14 protein-coding genes are annotated in these 13,002 nt (G+C 39.8%); 5 read left to right on the top strand and 9 right to left on the bottom strand.

Annotated elements, in window-relative coordinates:
* Positions 1-88: 88 nt before the first annotated feature.
* Positions 89-1,135, top strand: a complete 1,047-nt coding sequence (locus ACZ41C_RS12180; RefSeq protein ID WP_154916838.1) for an outer membrane beta-barrel protein — start codon at positions 89-91, stop codon at positions 1,133-1,135.
* A gap of 65 nt (positions 1,136-1,200) precedes the next feature.
* On the opposite strand, the gene ACZ41C_RS12175 is transcribed toward ACZ41C_RS12180, so the two are convergent.
* From ACZ41C_RS12175 to ACZ41C_RS12165, 3 genes are all read right to left on the bottom strand, one after another.
* Positions 1,201-1,854, bottom strand: coding sequence for a DUF1684 domain-containing protein (locus ACZ41C_RS12175; RefSeq protein ID WP_138257510.1), 654 nt, complete (start codon positions 1,852-1,854; stop codon positions 1,201-1,203).
* A 170-nt stretch (positions 1,855-2,024) separates the two neighbouring features.
* Positions 2,025-3,440 carry an alpha/beta hydrolase gene (locus ACZ41C_RS12170; protein ID WP_464561734.1) on the bottom strand — a complete coding sequence of 472 codons (1,416 nt, stop codon included), beginning with the start codon at positions 3,438-3,440 and terminating at the stop codon, positions 2,025-2,027.
* Between the two features lie 172 nt (positions 3,441-3,612).
* The gene (locus ACZ41C_RS12165; protein ID WP_272636546.1) at positions 3,613-4,071 is read right to left on the bottom strand and encodes an Lrp/AsnC family transcriptional regulator; all 459 of its coding nucleotides are present in this window, start codon (positions 4,069-4,071) and stop codon (positions 3,613-3,615) included.
* Between the two features lie 121 nt (positions 4,072-4,192).
* On the opposite strand from ACZ41C_RS12165, the gene ACZ41C_RS12160 reads away from it, so the two are divergent.
* From ACZ41C_RS12160 to ACZ41C_RS12150, 3 genes are all read left to right on the top strand, one after another.
* A complete protein-coding gene (locus ACZ41C_RS12160; protein ID WP_138257507.1) occupies positions 4,193-4,582 on the top strand; it encodes a hypothetical protein in 390 nt (129 codons plus the stop codon).
* A gap of 101 nt (positions 4,583-4,683) precedes the next feature.
* Positions 4,684-5,529, top strand: a complete 846-nt coding sequence (gene purU, locus ACZ41C_RS12155) for a formyltetrahydrofolate deformylase (RefSeq protein WP_464561725.1) — start codon at positions 4,684-4,686, stop codon at positions 5,527-5,529.
* A 29-nt stretch (positions 5,530-5,558) separates the two neighbouring features.
* Complete coding sequence (locus ACZ41C_RS12150; protein ID WP_464561721.1) at positions 5,559-6,263, top strand: DUF4197 domain-containing protein; 705 nt, start codon at positions 5,559-5,561, stop codon at positions 6,261-6,263.
* 468 nt (positions 6,264-6,731) lie between these two features.
* Here ACZ41C_RS12150 and ACZ41C_RS12145 read toward each other — a convergent pair whose 3' ends face one another.
* A complete protein-coding gene (locus tag ACZ41C_RS12145; protein ID WP_464561717.1) occupies positions 6,732-7,592 on the bottom strand; it encodes an alpha/beta hydrolase in 861 nt (286 codons plus the stop codon).
* Positions 7,593-7,820: 228 nt separating this feature from the next.
* Between ACZ41C_RS12145 and ACZ41C_RS12140 the strand changes: the two genes are divergently transcribed.
* On the top strand, positions 7,821-8,015 hold the full coding sequence (locus tag ACZ41C_RS12140) for a hypothetical protein (protein WP_138257503.1): 195 nt from the start codon (positions 7,821-7,823) through the stop codon (positions 8,013-8,015).
* On the opposite strand, the gene pyrF is transcribed toward ACZ41C_RS12140, so the two are convergent.
* The 5 genes from pyrF to ACZ41C_RS12115 all read right to left on the bottom strand — a co-directional run bounded on the left by pyrF (position 8,012) and on the right by ACZ41C_RS12115 (position 12,948).
* Positions 8,012-8,839 carry an orotidine-5'-phosphate decarboxylase gene (pyrF, locus tag ACZ41C_RS12135; RefSeq protein ID WP_464561712.1) on the bottom strand — a complete coding sequence of 276 codons (828 nt, stop codon included), beginning with the start codon at positions 8,837-8,839 and terminating at the stop codon, positions 8,012-8,014. The genes ACZ41C_RS12140 and pyrF overlap by 4 nt on opposite strands.
* Positions 8,840-8,885: 46 nt before the next feature.
* Positions 8,886-9,962, bottom strand: a complete 1,077-nt coding sequence (gene prfA / locus ACZ41C_RS12130; protein ID WP_138257501.1) for a peptide chain release factor 1 — start codon at positions 9,960-9,962, stop codon at positions 8,886-8,888.
* Positions 9,963-10,109: 147 nt separating this feature from the next.
* Positions 10,110-11,108, bottom strand: a complete 999-nt coding sequence (locus tag ACZ41C_RS12125; RefSeq protein WP_240042676.1) for an FAD:protein FMN transferase — start codon at positions 11,106-11,108, stop codon at positions 10,110-10,112.
* Positions 11,109-11,277: 169 nt separating this feature from the next.
* Positions 11,278-11,721 carry a QcrA and Rieske domain-containing protein gene (locus ACZ41C_RS12120; protein ID WP_138257500.1) on the bottom strand — a complete coding sequence of 148 codons (444 nt, stop codon included), beginning with the start codon at positions 11,719-11,721 and terminating at the stop codon, positions 11,278-11,280.
* A gap of 48 nt (positions 11,722-11,769) precedes the next feature.
* Positions 11,770-12,948 carry an AIR synthase related protein gene (locus tag ACZ41C_RS12115; protein WP_464561701.1) on the bottom strand — a complete coding sequence of 393 codons (1,179 nt, stop codon included), beginning with the start codon at positions 12,946-12,948 and terminating at the stop codon, positions 11,770-11,772.
* Positions 12,949-13,002: the final 54 nt, after the last annotated feature.

Here is a 13,002-nt window from a genome sequence, read left to right as displayed (position 1 = left end):
GCCAAACGCTCCGTTACATAACCTTTTCACATTTATTTACAAGTAATCACTTAAAAAATAATCCCAGAGGGATTGAAAATTTAAACATATGAAACAGATTATAAATACAAAATTCGTAAAAAATATCTTTTTGTCAACATTAGCGCTGTTTTCAGCAGTTACCTTAACGGCACAGGAAGAGGAAAGTGGTTCAAAATTCACTTTGAGCGGTTCTATTGATGCATATTACAGAACTACTTTTAAAGATGGTGGTGATGCAACAACTGCTACACCAACATCTTTTGCGAACCAAACTGGATTTGCTTTGGGTATGGCCAATTTAATTGGGACCTATGACATGGGAAAAACGGGTGTCGTCGTGGACTTGGTATTTGGACCTAGAGGTACAGAGGCCACTTTCAATAATGATGTTTTAAATGGAATCATAAACCAAGCTTATGCTTATTGGAATGTTTCTGATAAAACTACCTTAACCATTGGTCGTTTCAATACTTGGGTAGGGTATGAAGTTATTGCTCCTGCGGCAAACTTCAATTATAGTGTGTCATACTTGTTCTCAAACGGTCCCTTTTCACACCTTGGTGCTAAGGCTGATTTCGCCTTTTCGGATGATGTAAGTTTAATGCTTGCCATTACCAATCCTTGGGATACCAATGATATAAGTGCTTCAGGTGTTTATGCCGTAGGAGGTCAATTAGGTCTTTATGGTCAGTATATAAATCTTTATTATGATGGTGGTAGTGATGTAGCTGGAGGTCTAGGTTTTGAAATTGACTATACCGGAGGTTTTGATCTTTCCGATAACTTTTTCTTTGGAATCAATGCTGCATATAATGACAATTCACAAACAAATAGCGGGTTCTATGGAGCCGCAATTTATCCACAAGTTACTACCTCGGATAGTTTTGCCATAGGCTTACGAGGTGAATATTTTGCCTATACTCAAGAAGGTTTCGATGATGTTCCTGTTACAGCCCTTACCTTAACCGGAAGTTATAGCAAAGAAAATTTAATAATTAAACCAGAAATTCGTTTGGATAGTTTTGGCAAGGATAACGAACCTTTCTTCGATAGCAATGGAGGTACAACTAACAGCTTATCTTCTTTCGCGCTCGCAGCCATCTATTCATTCTAAGCCAAAAATATTAAGGACTAATTGATTTTTGTTTAAGTTGAGAAACCCGGTGAATACACCGGGTTTTAATTTTTATCAAAATCTTTAACACCCGACAATATTCTTGTATCCAAATGATTTACCGCAGGAACCAAAGGACAGGAATATTTTTTGTTGTAAACACAATAGGGATTATAGGCTTTATTAAAGTCGATCGTTATCCTATTTCCGTTTGGAATCCTCAAATCCATGTAACGCCCCCCACCATACGTCTCCTCCCCATTGGTTAGATCCGTAAAGGGTAGAAAAAGGTAATCCTCGTATCCTTTCTCCTTTATAAGATCAGCGTTCTGATATACCTCCAATTCAAATGTCTTCCCATGAAGTTCGAATCGGATCTTTGCATAGACCACTTCTTCAGACTGCCTATCGGTAGTGGTGGGCATCATAAAAGGTACTGCATCCGGGGTCCTGATAAAATCGGCCTCGATTACATAATTGGTATCCGGTGCGAAAAAATCAAGTCCATTGAAATCTTTTCGGAACCTATCAGGTAACGGCGACTCCTCAGGATCTCTGAATTCTTCATTCAACTTTTGTTGGTGGGCCAAGATATCGGCAATCTTATCCGTAGGCGCCTTAGCGACCAAATTTGGCTTCTCATCGTGATATTTCTTTGCTTCCTTGCATCCTACCACAACAAAAATGGCCAAAAGAATAAAAACTGTGAATCGATACATCGTTCTATTTTTATACAAAAATACCACATGATTTTTAACGTACTATACCATGCATGGATTTAAGGGGTAAGAACTACAGGACAACTTCAATGTTTAAAAGCCGAAGCGGAAATCCTATAGAATGAAAACTAAACGGTTCGGCATAATACCCATCTTCATCCCAATATTTCTTAGTTTTTTTCAACAGGTCCGTACCGGGCATCCTTTAAATATTTGGCAACAACGGCATTGAACTCCGGTGAAATTCTAAAGAGGGCCGTGTTCTCAAGACCATAAAGCTCCTCCTTATTATTATATCCGGTTTTCAACAATTCCTCCAAATAGAAAATGCCCGTACCGTAGTCCTCAACGAGTCCACTATAGGAAATGACCTTTAGGTAATTTTCAGGATTCCTTGGTTCTGTAATGGTTTTTAGCTGGTAGAGAAAGTTCAGTGCCTCCAAATCAACTTGTTTATCGGTGGCTATGATGTTGATGCTATCCGAAATCAATGCATTTAAAAAGCCGCGAAGCCTACTTGCCATACGTCTCTCAAATTCGTTACCGCTTTTATCCATTTTGTCCAACTCCGACATTTGAAAGTTCCACCAACCTAAATTATTATAATTGTAGGTCAAAACATCCTCCTCCAAATAATAGCCATAATCTTCCTTGGTGAGTGTTTCCTTTAAAAAGAAATTCCCTTGGTTACGCTTTTTGCTTCTATAGGTTTTACTCCTTCTAAGTACCTTTTTGGATGTTTTTAGAGAGTCCAAATCCCCAAAAGGATAATAGACCTGTATGGCGTTATCCAATACATTTTCCGCCAAAAGGGGCTTATCATTTGAAAGAAGTTCATTCGCTCTAATTAAGGAACTTTCAAAATAATCGTTGATCAAACTATCGTTTCTGGGTATAGTCCCTTTTGCCATTTCTGATAAGGTAAACGACCTAAGTGCAAAGGCACTTTCATCAATAGGAGCCCATTGGTGTTCTCCTTCAAAAAATAGCAATAAATTGGGAAATTTAAGGTTGTCCAATATCACTTTACTTTCCAATAGTTCCCTATAATTATAGTCAGATCTGCCAGCAATACCAATAAAGTAAAAAGTATTTTTGCGAGTAAGAACCTCCGTATTCGCAATTGCGGCCCCACATGAAAGAACGCCCTTTATATCTTTAATAAACGTTGGCATCAATGTGGCAAACCTACCTCCATCCCCTATACCTCCTACATATATTCGCTCTTTATGGACCGGAAGCATTTCATATATGGTGTTGATCATTCGGTTCGCGATTAACACATTTTGGGAGAGACTCAGGGAATCCTTTAAATTGTTGGAACCCGCAAGAATGTAACCTTCCCTTTCAGCTGCATTCGTAAACATGGCCATTGTATTCCTACTTTCACCTTTCATATCAAAAAGAAAGAGAACGGGCCATGCACGTGTCATGCTAAAATTTGTAGGCAGGTACAGGGAAAAGTATTCGTTGGGTTCTCCCTTAATCGTTAAACTATCGTTGATGGTTCCTTTGGCGATTTTAACTTCCTGCGAAAAAATGGTCAATGGTAGTACCAATAAAATTAGAGGTAGTATTTTTTTCATCTGTTTATTTCTATTGTTGTTTATAGGTCAGATGCAATTCACCAAAAACTATCTTAGTGGGTATCAAGACTTGCTATGGCTCATTTCATATTTAAATCTACAACAAAAATCTAGCCAAAAATTAATGTTTAAAATGTGCTTCTAATGTTTTTTAACTTGATATACGATCTACTTATTCCAATTTCCTGACAGGATTCATAGGAGCATTCGATATTACTTGGGAAAGAACAATATTCGTTCGTGTTTCACCATATTGTATCAATTTATCGATAAATTTTTCCAAATGAAACTGGTCCTTTAGAACAACCTCCATGACAATATTTTCATTTCCCGTAATTCTATAACAGTTGACTACTTCGTCAAAGGAGTCCACAATTGCCAAAAAAGGCTTTAGTTTGCCCATAAAGGCCCTTAACGTAATAATAGCTTTCAATTGATGACCCGTATGGGAATGGGAAACCTTGGCATGATACCCTGTGATAATCCCCAAATCTTCCATTTTTTTGACGCGCTCCCCAACCGCGGGTGCCGTTAAACCTATAGATCTGCCAATATTCGCAAAGGATTCCCTAGCATTTGCCTGTAGCTTTTCCAGAATTTTCCAATTAAGTTTATCAATCTTTATGTCCATAAACTTTTTAATAAATATAATTTCGAATATAAAGTAATATAAAAAATTTGCTTTCAATACAAAAGAGGCAAAAGATATACCTGTAGTAATTTTATAATAGTTTAAGTTTAATGTACTTGAAATGTCCCACAAAAATCTTAAAAACATTCCGGTTTACAGAAAGGCCTTGGAGCTCTGCAGAATGAGCAGGGAAATTGCCTCCTACGTATCCTTCAACAAAGACCTTTTGAGGCTGTATGAAAGCAACAGCCTTAGGGATATTATTGCAAATTCCATTCTCACGGATGCCATTTTAATCCCTCAAAAAATTGCCTTGGTGGAATCTTCACGATCAACCTCTGAACGCTTGCAAAATCTTTCCTTTATTAACATTATGATCAGAAACATCAATTCCTATTGTTTGGGATTGGAAATGGATGGGGTCAAGGAAACGGAATATATCAACCTTCTTCGCTCCGAACTTAAGAGCTTTCGAAAATATTACAGGAAGTGGAAGGTATCCCATAGATAGGGAAAATCACATAATCGATCTACATACCGTATAAACGAAACTTGCTTTTGGTAGTTTTGCTTTAGGTGAATGGCGTATTTTTGATTTTTAAATCTTTTGTTTTGAAAATCATTATTTTAATCAACTGCCCAGACCAAAAGGGAATCATTAGCTCGGTTACCGGATTTATTCATGCTCACAAGGGGAATATCGTTTATTTGGATCAACATGTGGATAAAACGGCAAATGTCTTTTTCATGCGATTGGAGAGTGATTTTGAGACGGTGGATTTGGCCGTACTCCAAAAAAACTTCGAGAGCCAGTTAGCCCATAAGTATAAAATGCAATGGAGTCTCCATACCGATAGCAAAAGGCCCAAAATGGCTCTTTTTGTATCCAAGTACAATCACTGTCTCTATGACCTTTTGAGTAGGTTTCACTCCGGGGAACTTCCGGTGGAAATCCCTTTCATCCTTAGCAATCATCCCGATTTAAAGTATGTAGCGGACCAATTTGATATACCCTACTATCATGTGCCCTTAAGCAAAGAAAACCGGGATGCATCAGAAAATAAACAAATTGAACTGCTCAGGGAATATCGGGTTGACTTTATCGTATTGGCCAGGTATATGCAAATTGTCAGCCCGAAATTGATCAATTTGTATCCAGATAAAATCATAAATATACATCACTCCTTTTTACCGGCTTTTGCCGGTGCGAAGCCCTACCATGCGGCCTTTGAAAGGGGCGTAAAAATAATTGGGGCAACCAGCCATTACGTGACCGAAGAACTTGATGCGGGTCCCATTATAGAGCAGGACGTTGCCCCGGTTTCGCATATGCATTCCATATCGGACTTTATTAGCAAAGGACGGGATTTGGAAAAAATTGTGCTATCCAGGGCCGTTAAACTGCATGTGCTCAGAAAAACGATGGTGTACAACAATAAAACCGTAATTTTCTCGTAAACCTTTTTAATCACCATTATATACTCAATATGACTAAGAAAATTGGGATAATTGCCCTCCTATTCATCACGGTTTCCTGCAATGAATTGCAACAAGTGGTAAATCAATTGCCTTCCGGCACCACACTGGGGAACGCTGAGGTTGCAAATGGTCTTAAAGCCGCACTTGAAAAAGGAATTTCGGAACAGGTGAGCAAGCTAACCGAGACGGACGGATTTTTTAAAAATGAACTGGTCAAGATTTTATTGCCGGAAGAGCTCCGTAAAGTGGACAAATCACTACGGGATATTGGCCTGGGAAACTTGGCCGATGAAGGACTCAGGGTATTGAACCGGGCGGCCGAAGACGCTGTTTCCGAGGCCACTCCCATTTTCGTAGATGCCGTAAAAGGCATGACATTTAACGATGCCAAAACCATCTTGTTGGGCGATGACAATGCTGCCACAACCTACTTGACGCAGCGGACTAGAACAGCCCTGTATAATAAGTTCAACCCGGTCATCCAATCTTCTTTTCAAAAAGTAGGCGCGGACCAGATTTGGAGCAATCTTATAAACAGGTACAACGCTATTCCCTTGACAAATGATGTAAATCCCGATTTGACGGATTATGTCACCCAAGAAGCGTTGGATGGGGTTTTTACCATGATTGCTTTGGAAGAGAAGGAAATAAGAACCAATGTGGCTTCAAGAACTACCGATTTACTCCGCAGGGTTTTCGCCATGCAGGATTAATTTTTTTACGGCGGAAACAATAAATCAAACTATTCTACGTTAAATTTTTATAAATCAGTTTATTATAGGTGTTTTCACCGCTATAGATAATTCTTATTTTTTCAAATTTTTGAGTTAGTATTTTTTGAGTTAGTTAGTTAAAAACCGGTGGGAGCACCGGTTTTTTTATTTAAAATGGTTTAATTTTTTGGATACAAGCGAACCTGCCTACTTGTGGTACGTTGGCGGGTATCGAAAACATCTGCCTAGATAAAGGCTTTTTTGAGCTTCATAGCAGGGCTAAGAAGCGAGAATAGGACAGTGCCGCTCGAACGGGAAACCCTGTGGGCTTTCTTAAGAGAGTGTCTAGATGATGCGGGGGAAGCGCAATTCTGGAATTTTTTAGCCAATTTGAAAAATATAAACCACTCCATTTAGGACAATGACCAAGAAATTAAGACCTATAATGATTTTATAGACTTAATACCTTTATAATAAATGCGATTGTTTTTCAACGGTTTCCTTCGTTGTAGGCATTAAGCCAATTCTGCCTTCTATACCTAGCTTCCCATTTTGAGAGGTCTGCTTCAACCCGGTCAAATACCCAATGACCATCCTATTAAAAAGCATCGCCTGTTCCATATTTACAATATGCCCACAGTCCTGAATAATAAAGAGCAAGGCATCGGATTTGTTGGATGCTATTCTTTTTACCGAAGGAAGGAAAACCTTATCCTCTTCGCCCATAATAAATAAGGAGGGTATTTCCGTTTTATCGGAATATAGATAATTCAACACTGGGTTTAGCTTCCGTGTAAATTCTGACCATTTCAAAAACTCTTCTTCCTTCCATGCCGTGGTCTGTTGTTTTATAAATAATCTAGTTTCCCTATGGTTCCTGTTTGGCAAAAGATAATAAGAGAAAATCCCAAATTGGGCAGTTGAAGAAAATACGGACTTGAGCGCACTCCTTACCTTGAATAAAAAACGAAGTCGTCTATTTATCTTGGTAATGGCCCCCGCCAATATCATGGAATCCACACTTTTAGGATATTTCCAAGAAAAATAGTTGACAAATACAGTACCAAGGGAAAGGCCAATGAAATGGGATTTGGCAATATTGTTATCCTCCAATACGCGAAGAATGCCATTGGATATGGCATCTAAATCCAATTCATCCAAGGAATGGGAAAGGCCATTCTTTTCCTTTAATTCGATTATTAATACGTTATAATGAAGTTTAAATTCGGGAAGTTGTTTGTCCCATATCTGGAAGATTCCTCCTGCTCCATCTATGAAGGTTACCCAAGGCAATGAGCTGGCGTTCCTGTATGATTTGTAATGTAACAATTGGTTCGTTTTATCCAGTTTTAGGAAAAGCCCCACAATGTAATTATTCTTTCGTAATTGAAACCTTTCAATCTTACAATTAACGCTAAAACTCTAGGATGTTTTGAATTTTTAACATGGTCACTGTTAAAAAAAAGACAAATTACCCAATTATTAGTTGTTTCACATAGAGAGGTAACATCCAAATGACGATTGTGCGCGTATATTTGAAAGAACAAATTTACTACTATGGAAAAGCAATATTGTAAAGTGGGAACTGTAACCCCGATCGCGGCAAAACCAAACGTTATTACATTGTTGGAATATCAATACCAAAACTTCATTGAGAAAGCCTCTAAAATGAGATATTCCAATACCAAGTTGAGCGAGTTTTTTGAATTGAGGGCCGAAAAAATCCAAAAGTCCCTGGAGAATCTTATTTAAAGTAAGTTTCTGGACTCCAATTCTTTTTGCATTTGAACTTGTAAATCACTTGCCTTATTTGCGGCGGCTTTGGCAAAATCGGTTCCTGTGGAAGCATATATGATTCCCCTGGAGGAGTTGACCAATAGTCCAATGTCTGGAGTGATTCCATGTTCACAGACCTCCTCAAGACTTCCCCCCTGGGCACCTACCCCTGGGACCAACAAAAAGTTATTGGGGATTATTTCACGGATTTCCGTCAAATATTCCGACTTGGTCGCCCCAACCACATACATCAAATTATGGGCTCCTTTGTAGGTCTTGGAAGTTCTTAGCACTTCCTTGTAAAGCTCAATGCCATTTATTTTTTTTGTTTGAAAATCGAAGGCCCCAACATTGGAGGTCAATGCCAGTAATATAGTGTGCTTATTTTCAAAACTTAAAAAAGGCTCCACGGAATCTTTGCCCATGTACGGGGCAATCGTAATGGAGTCGAAATTTAAATCCTCAAAAAAAGCATTTGCATATCTTGCCGAAGTATTTCCAATGTCCCCTCGTTTTGCATCTGCTATGGTAAACTGCTCCGGATACCGCTCGTTCAAATAATCAATGGTTCGCTGCAAGGACTTCCATCCTTTTATACCATAAGCTTCATAAAATGCAATATTAGGCTTGTAGGCCACGCATAGATGATTCGTAGCATCAATAATGGCCTTGTTGAATTCAAAAATGGGGTCTTCTTCCTGCAATAAATGGGGTGGGATTTTCTCTAGGTCCGTATCAAGTCCAATACACAGAAAGGACTTTTTCATACGGATTTGTTGTACCAAATCTTGGGTGGTCATAAAATCAAACTACTTTTCAATAAATAGGGCCAAAATACCCCGATATTTAAAAAATCTCCGATGCCACTTTCAGTTTCTCGGTATTTTCAACAAGGCTCAATTCATCAATTATCCGCTGGATATCCCCATCTATGATATTGGATAAATCATATAAGGTAAGACCTATCCTATGGTCTGTAACCCTCCCTTGTGGATAATTATAGGTCCGTATCTTAGCTGACCGGTCTCCACTACTTACCTGGGAATTTCTTTTAGCGGCATCCTCTTCCTGTTTTTTGGCCAATTCCAGATCGTATAATCTAGAACGCAAAACCCTAAAAGCTTTGTCCTTATTCTTGTGTTGCGATTTTTGATCTTGACATTGCGCCACCAGTCCCGTTGGAATATGCGTCAGCCGTACTGCGGAATAGGTCGTATTTACGGACTGTCCTCCAGGTCCCGAAGAACAGAAATAATCTATTCGTACGTCCTTAGGGTCTATTTGCACATCAAAATCCTCAGCCTCCGGCAAAACCATTACGGTTGCGGCACTGGTATGTACCCTACCTTGGGTTTCTGTTTGCGGCACCCTTTGCACCCGGTGGACGCCTGCTTCAAACTTTAAGGTTCCGTAGACATCCTCACCGGTTACCTCAAATTGGATTTCCTTATAGCCTCCGCTGGTCCCTTCGCTCAAATCGATGACATTCGTTTTCCAACCCTTATTTTCGCAATATTTTGTATACATTCTAAAGAGGTCACCGGCAAAAATACTGGCTTCGTCGCCACCTGTTCCCGCCCTAATTTCCATCACAACATCTTTGGCATCCTCAGGATCTTTGGGTATCAACATGAGCTTAATTTCGTCCTCAAGTGCAGGAAGACTGCTTTTGGCCTCTTCCAATTGCATCTTTGCCATTTCCAGCATTTCTTCATCGGAACCATCGGCGATGATTTCCTCCGCTTCGGAAATATTATTGGTAAATTCCATATACAGATCTCTTTTGGCCATTAGCTGCTTAAGATCTTTGTATTCTTTTGTAAGTTTTACGTACCGGTCTTGATCTGCAATTATATCGGGCTGAATAATCAGGTCCGAAACCTCGTCAAAACGCTGTTTTACAATATTTAATTTGTCTATCATTATCAACTACACTTGTACTGCGAAATTACAATAATTTTATGTACCGCATTGAGGAATTACACATCGGCCCAAGTATTATAATCTGACCATTGCATAGTTTTAAATAAGAAAAAAGTGTCTGAAAATGCGTTTTTCGAAAACTGTAATTCACGGAATTTGATTGAGAATCAATCCAGTACTTTTATGCATTTTGTTTTCTGAGTCTACAATGATTACCTCTGTATCCCCTAATTGGTTTACTAAGGCAAGTCCAGCATTGGTGCCCATAACCATAATGGCTGTGGCCAGGGCATCGCAAAGTTCAGCATTTTTGGAAAAAATTGAAACACTTTGTATTTGGTCACTAATAGGGTAACCGGTTCTTGGATCTAGGATATCCTTATATTTTTCATTATTTATTAGTACGTATCTCTCCTTGTTTCCGGAGGTAGCCACGGAAGATTCCACAATGGGCAGCCACGAAAATACCTTGGTCCTATTATTGGGATTTGCAACCCCTAACATCCATTTTTCCCCACTGGCCTTAGTGCCCCATGTTGTAAGATCTCCAGAGGCATTTATCATCCCTGCGATAACCTTTTTTGATACTAGCAAGTCCTTTGCCCTGTCAACGGCATATCCCTTTCCAATGGCCCCAAACGAAATCTTCATGCCTGGCTTTGTAAGGAACACTGTTAAATTATTTTCATCAAGACTAATGTCCCTATAATTGACCCTTGAAAGCCCTTTACTTATTTCTATATGCGTTGGCTTAGCCGACATTGGCCCTTGAAAATCCCAAAGATTGTCCAAAGCGGCAAAGGAAATGTCAAAAGCACCATCTGTTATATCGGAGATTTGTTTGCAACGTTCTATCAGCTTAAAGAGCTCTAAGCTCACTTTTACTGGTTTGATACCTGCATTTTTATTGATTGCATGTGTTTCCGAGTTCTCGTCCCACGAAGAGATGAGCTTCTCTATACGTGCTATTTCACCAATTGCCTCCTGTATATTAATATAACCTAAATCCTCATTCGTGGAAACTACCGTAATCTCGAAAGGGCCTCCCATTAAAGTCACGGTCTGTTTCACCGTAATAAATTTCTTTTCCTGGCCATACAAGGAGCAAAAAACGAAAAAGGATAGAATGATTACTTGGAACCTCATTTTTTCGCGTGTTTAGTTCGACTAAATTGCGCGGTGATTTTCCAAAAATTCGGACAAATTTTTGTTACTCGGCTTTCGTTTGAAAAACGATTGTAGGGGAACTTTACTACTATTGGCAGTATTGGGGGAGCTGAATTCAATGGCTGTAAGAATTGGGACAAACAGTGTATTACTCGAATACCCTTAAAATAGTACCATCAAGTGATGTTTGATAAACCTTTAGGGGTCTTGTGGCCCTACCGTTTCCAGCATTTAAATTACTGCCATCTTGGGCAAATTGCGATCCATGAACGTCACAATAGAATATTCCGCCGTTTTGGTTGATAAACCGTACCTCATCATACCCTTCATGGCTACACACCTGACTTGCAGCGACCAGTTCGCCCTGTAAATTTCTGGCAATGACCACCAAATTCTTGAGGATAAACCCTCCATTGGTAGCTAGATTGGCAGCTTCGGGAGCGTCTAAATCGATGGTAAAATCCACGTTGGTAGGCTCTTCAACGATATTTCCGTTTTCGCCGTTATCCTTGGAACAGCTCCCCAAGCAGGGAAACGTTATGGCGAATGCCGCTCCGGCACCCAAACTTTTTAAAAACTCCTTTCTTTGCATAGCCTAATATTTATAATACAAACGATCGTATCGGGCTATTCGTATGCCTTAATACTCGAAGATTCCAAATTGACTTTTTATGGTCAATTTCTTGGTCTGAGATGCGGCTACCCTTCCGACGATTTGGGCATCCACATTAAAACTTTGGGCAATGGAAATCAGGTCCTTCGCCGTTGTTTCATCGGTATATATTTCCAAACGGTGCCCACAATTGAACACCTGGTACATTTCCTTCCAATCCGTGCCGGACTGCTCCTGAATCAATTTGAACAAAGGCGGAATATCAAAAAGATTGTCCTTGATAATGTGTAGATTATCTATAAAATGAAGGATTTTTGTTTGGGCACCGCCACTGCAATGGACCATTCCGTGAATCTCCTTTTTACCATACCTGGACAAAATTTTCTTCACGATGGGCGCATAGGTTCTTGTAGGTGACAAAACCAATTTCCCTGCATCCAATGGGGACCCTTCAACACTGTCAGTGAGTTTTGCCTTTCCTGAGTACACCAAAGATTCGGGAACTTCGTTATCATAACTTTCCGGATATTTTTCGGAAAGGTATTTGGCAAAAACATCGTGCCTTGCCGAAGTCAGTCCATTGCTGCCCATACCCCCGTTGTATTCCTTTTCATACGTAGCCTGACCAAAGGATGACAAACCAACGATTACATCCCCTTCCTGAATATTGGCATTGTCAATGACATGGTCCCTTTTTAATCTAGCAGTTACAGTGGAATCCACGATGATGGTCCGCACCAGATCACCAACATCCGCAGTTTCACCGCCGGTTGATTTGATGGTGATACCAAAAGCTTCCAATTCGCGAATCAGTTCTTCCGAGCCGTTAATGATGGCCGATATGACCTCCCCGGGAATTTTATTCTTGTTCCTACCAATAGTGGAAGAAAGCATGATATTGTCCGTAGCACCAACACATATCAAATCATCAATGTTCATGATGAGCGCATCCTGCGCAATACCCTTCCAGACGGAAATATCCCCGGTCTCCTTCCAATACATATAGGCCAAGGAAGACTTTGTTCCCGCACCGTCCGCATGCATTACCAAACAGTAGTCTTCATCGCCGGTCAAATAGTCGGGTACAATTTTGCAAAAGGCCTTTGGAAACAGACCCTTATCAATGTTTTTAATGGCATTATGAACGTCTTCCTTGGAAGCGGAAACCCCGCGTTGGTTGTATCTTTCACTGTGGGATGAGGACATCTAGATCTAATTTGTGGCAAAAATAGGGGAATTGAATTTAAAATCAACCCCCAT

Source organism: Maribacter sp. C-4077, assembly GCF_055378385.1.
Note: the sequence above shows the minus strand (reverse complement) of the source record. Positions and strands in the feature narration are given on the sequence as shown.

Coding starts and splice junctions, on each gene's coding strand:
- ACZ41C_RS12180 (WP_154916838.1), top strand. CDS start 89: ATGAAACAGATTATAAATACAAAATTCGTAAAAAATATCTTTTTGTCA.
- ACZ41C_RS12175 (WP_138257510.1), bottom strand. CDS start 1,854: ATGTATCGATTCACAGTTTTTATTCTTTTGGCCATTTTTGTTGTGGTA.
- ACZ41C_RS12170 (WP_464561734.1), bottom strand. CDS start 3,440: ATGAAAAAAATACTACCTCTAATTTTATTGGTACTACCATTGACCATT.
- ACZ41C_RS12165 (WP_272636546.1), bottom strand. CDS start 4,071: ATGGACATAAAGATTGATAAACTTAATTGGAAAATTCTGGAAAAGCTA.
- ACZ41C_RS12160 (WP_138257507.1), top strand. CDS start 4,193: ATGTCCCACAAAAATCTTAAAAACATTCCGGTTTACAGAAAGGCCTTG.
- ACZ41C_RS12150 (WP_464561721.1), top strand. CDS start 5,559: ATGACTAAGAAAATTGGGATAATTGCCCTCCTATTCATCACGGTTTCC.
- ACZ41C_RS12140 (WP_138257503.1), top strand. CDS start 7,821: ATGGAAAAGCAATATTGTAAAGTGGGAACTGTAACCCCGATCGCGGCA.
- pyrF (WP_464561712.1), bottom strand. CDS start 8,839: ATGACCACCCAAGATTTGGTACAACAAATCCGTATGAAAAAGTCCTTT.
- prfA (WP_138257501.1), bottom strand. CDS start 9,962: ATGATAGACAAATTAAATATTGTAAAACAGCGTTTTGACGAGGTTTCG.
- ACZ41C_RS12125 (WP_240042676.1), bottom strand. CDS start 11,108: ATGAGGTTCCAAGTAATCATTCTATCCTTTTTCGTTTTTTGCTCCTTG.
- ACZ41C_RS12120 (WP_138257500.1), bottom strand. CDS start 11,721: ATGCAAAGAAAGGAGTTTTTAAAAAGTTTGGGTGCCGGAGCGGCATTC.
- ACZ41C_RS12115 (WP_464561701.1), bottom strand. CDS start 12,948: ATGTCCTCATCCCACAGTGAAAGATACAACCAACGCGGGGTTTCCGCT.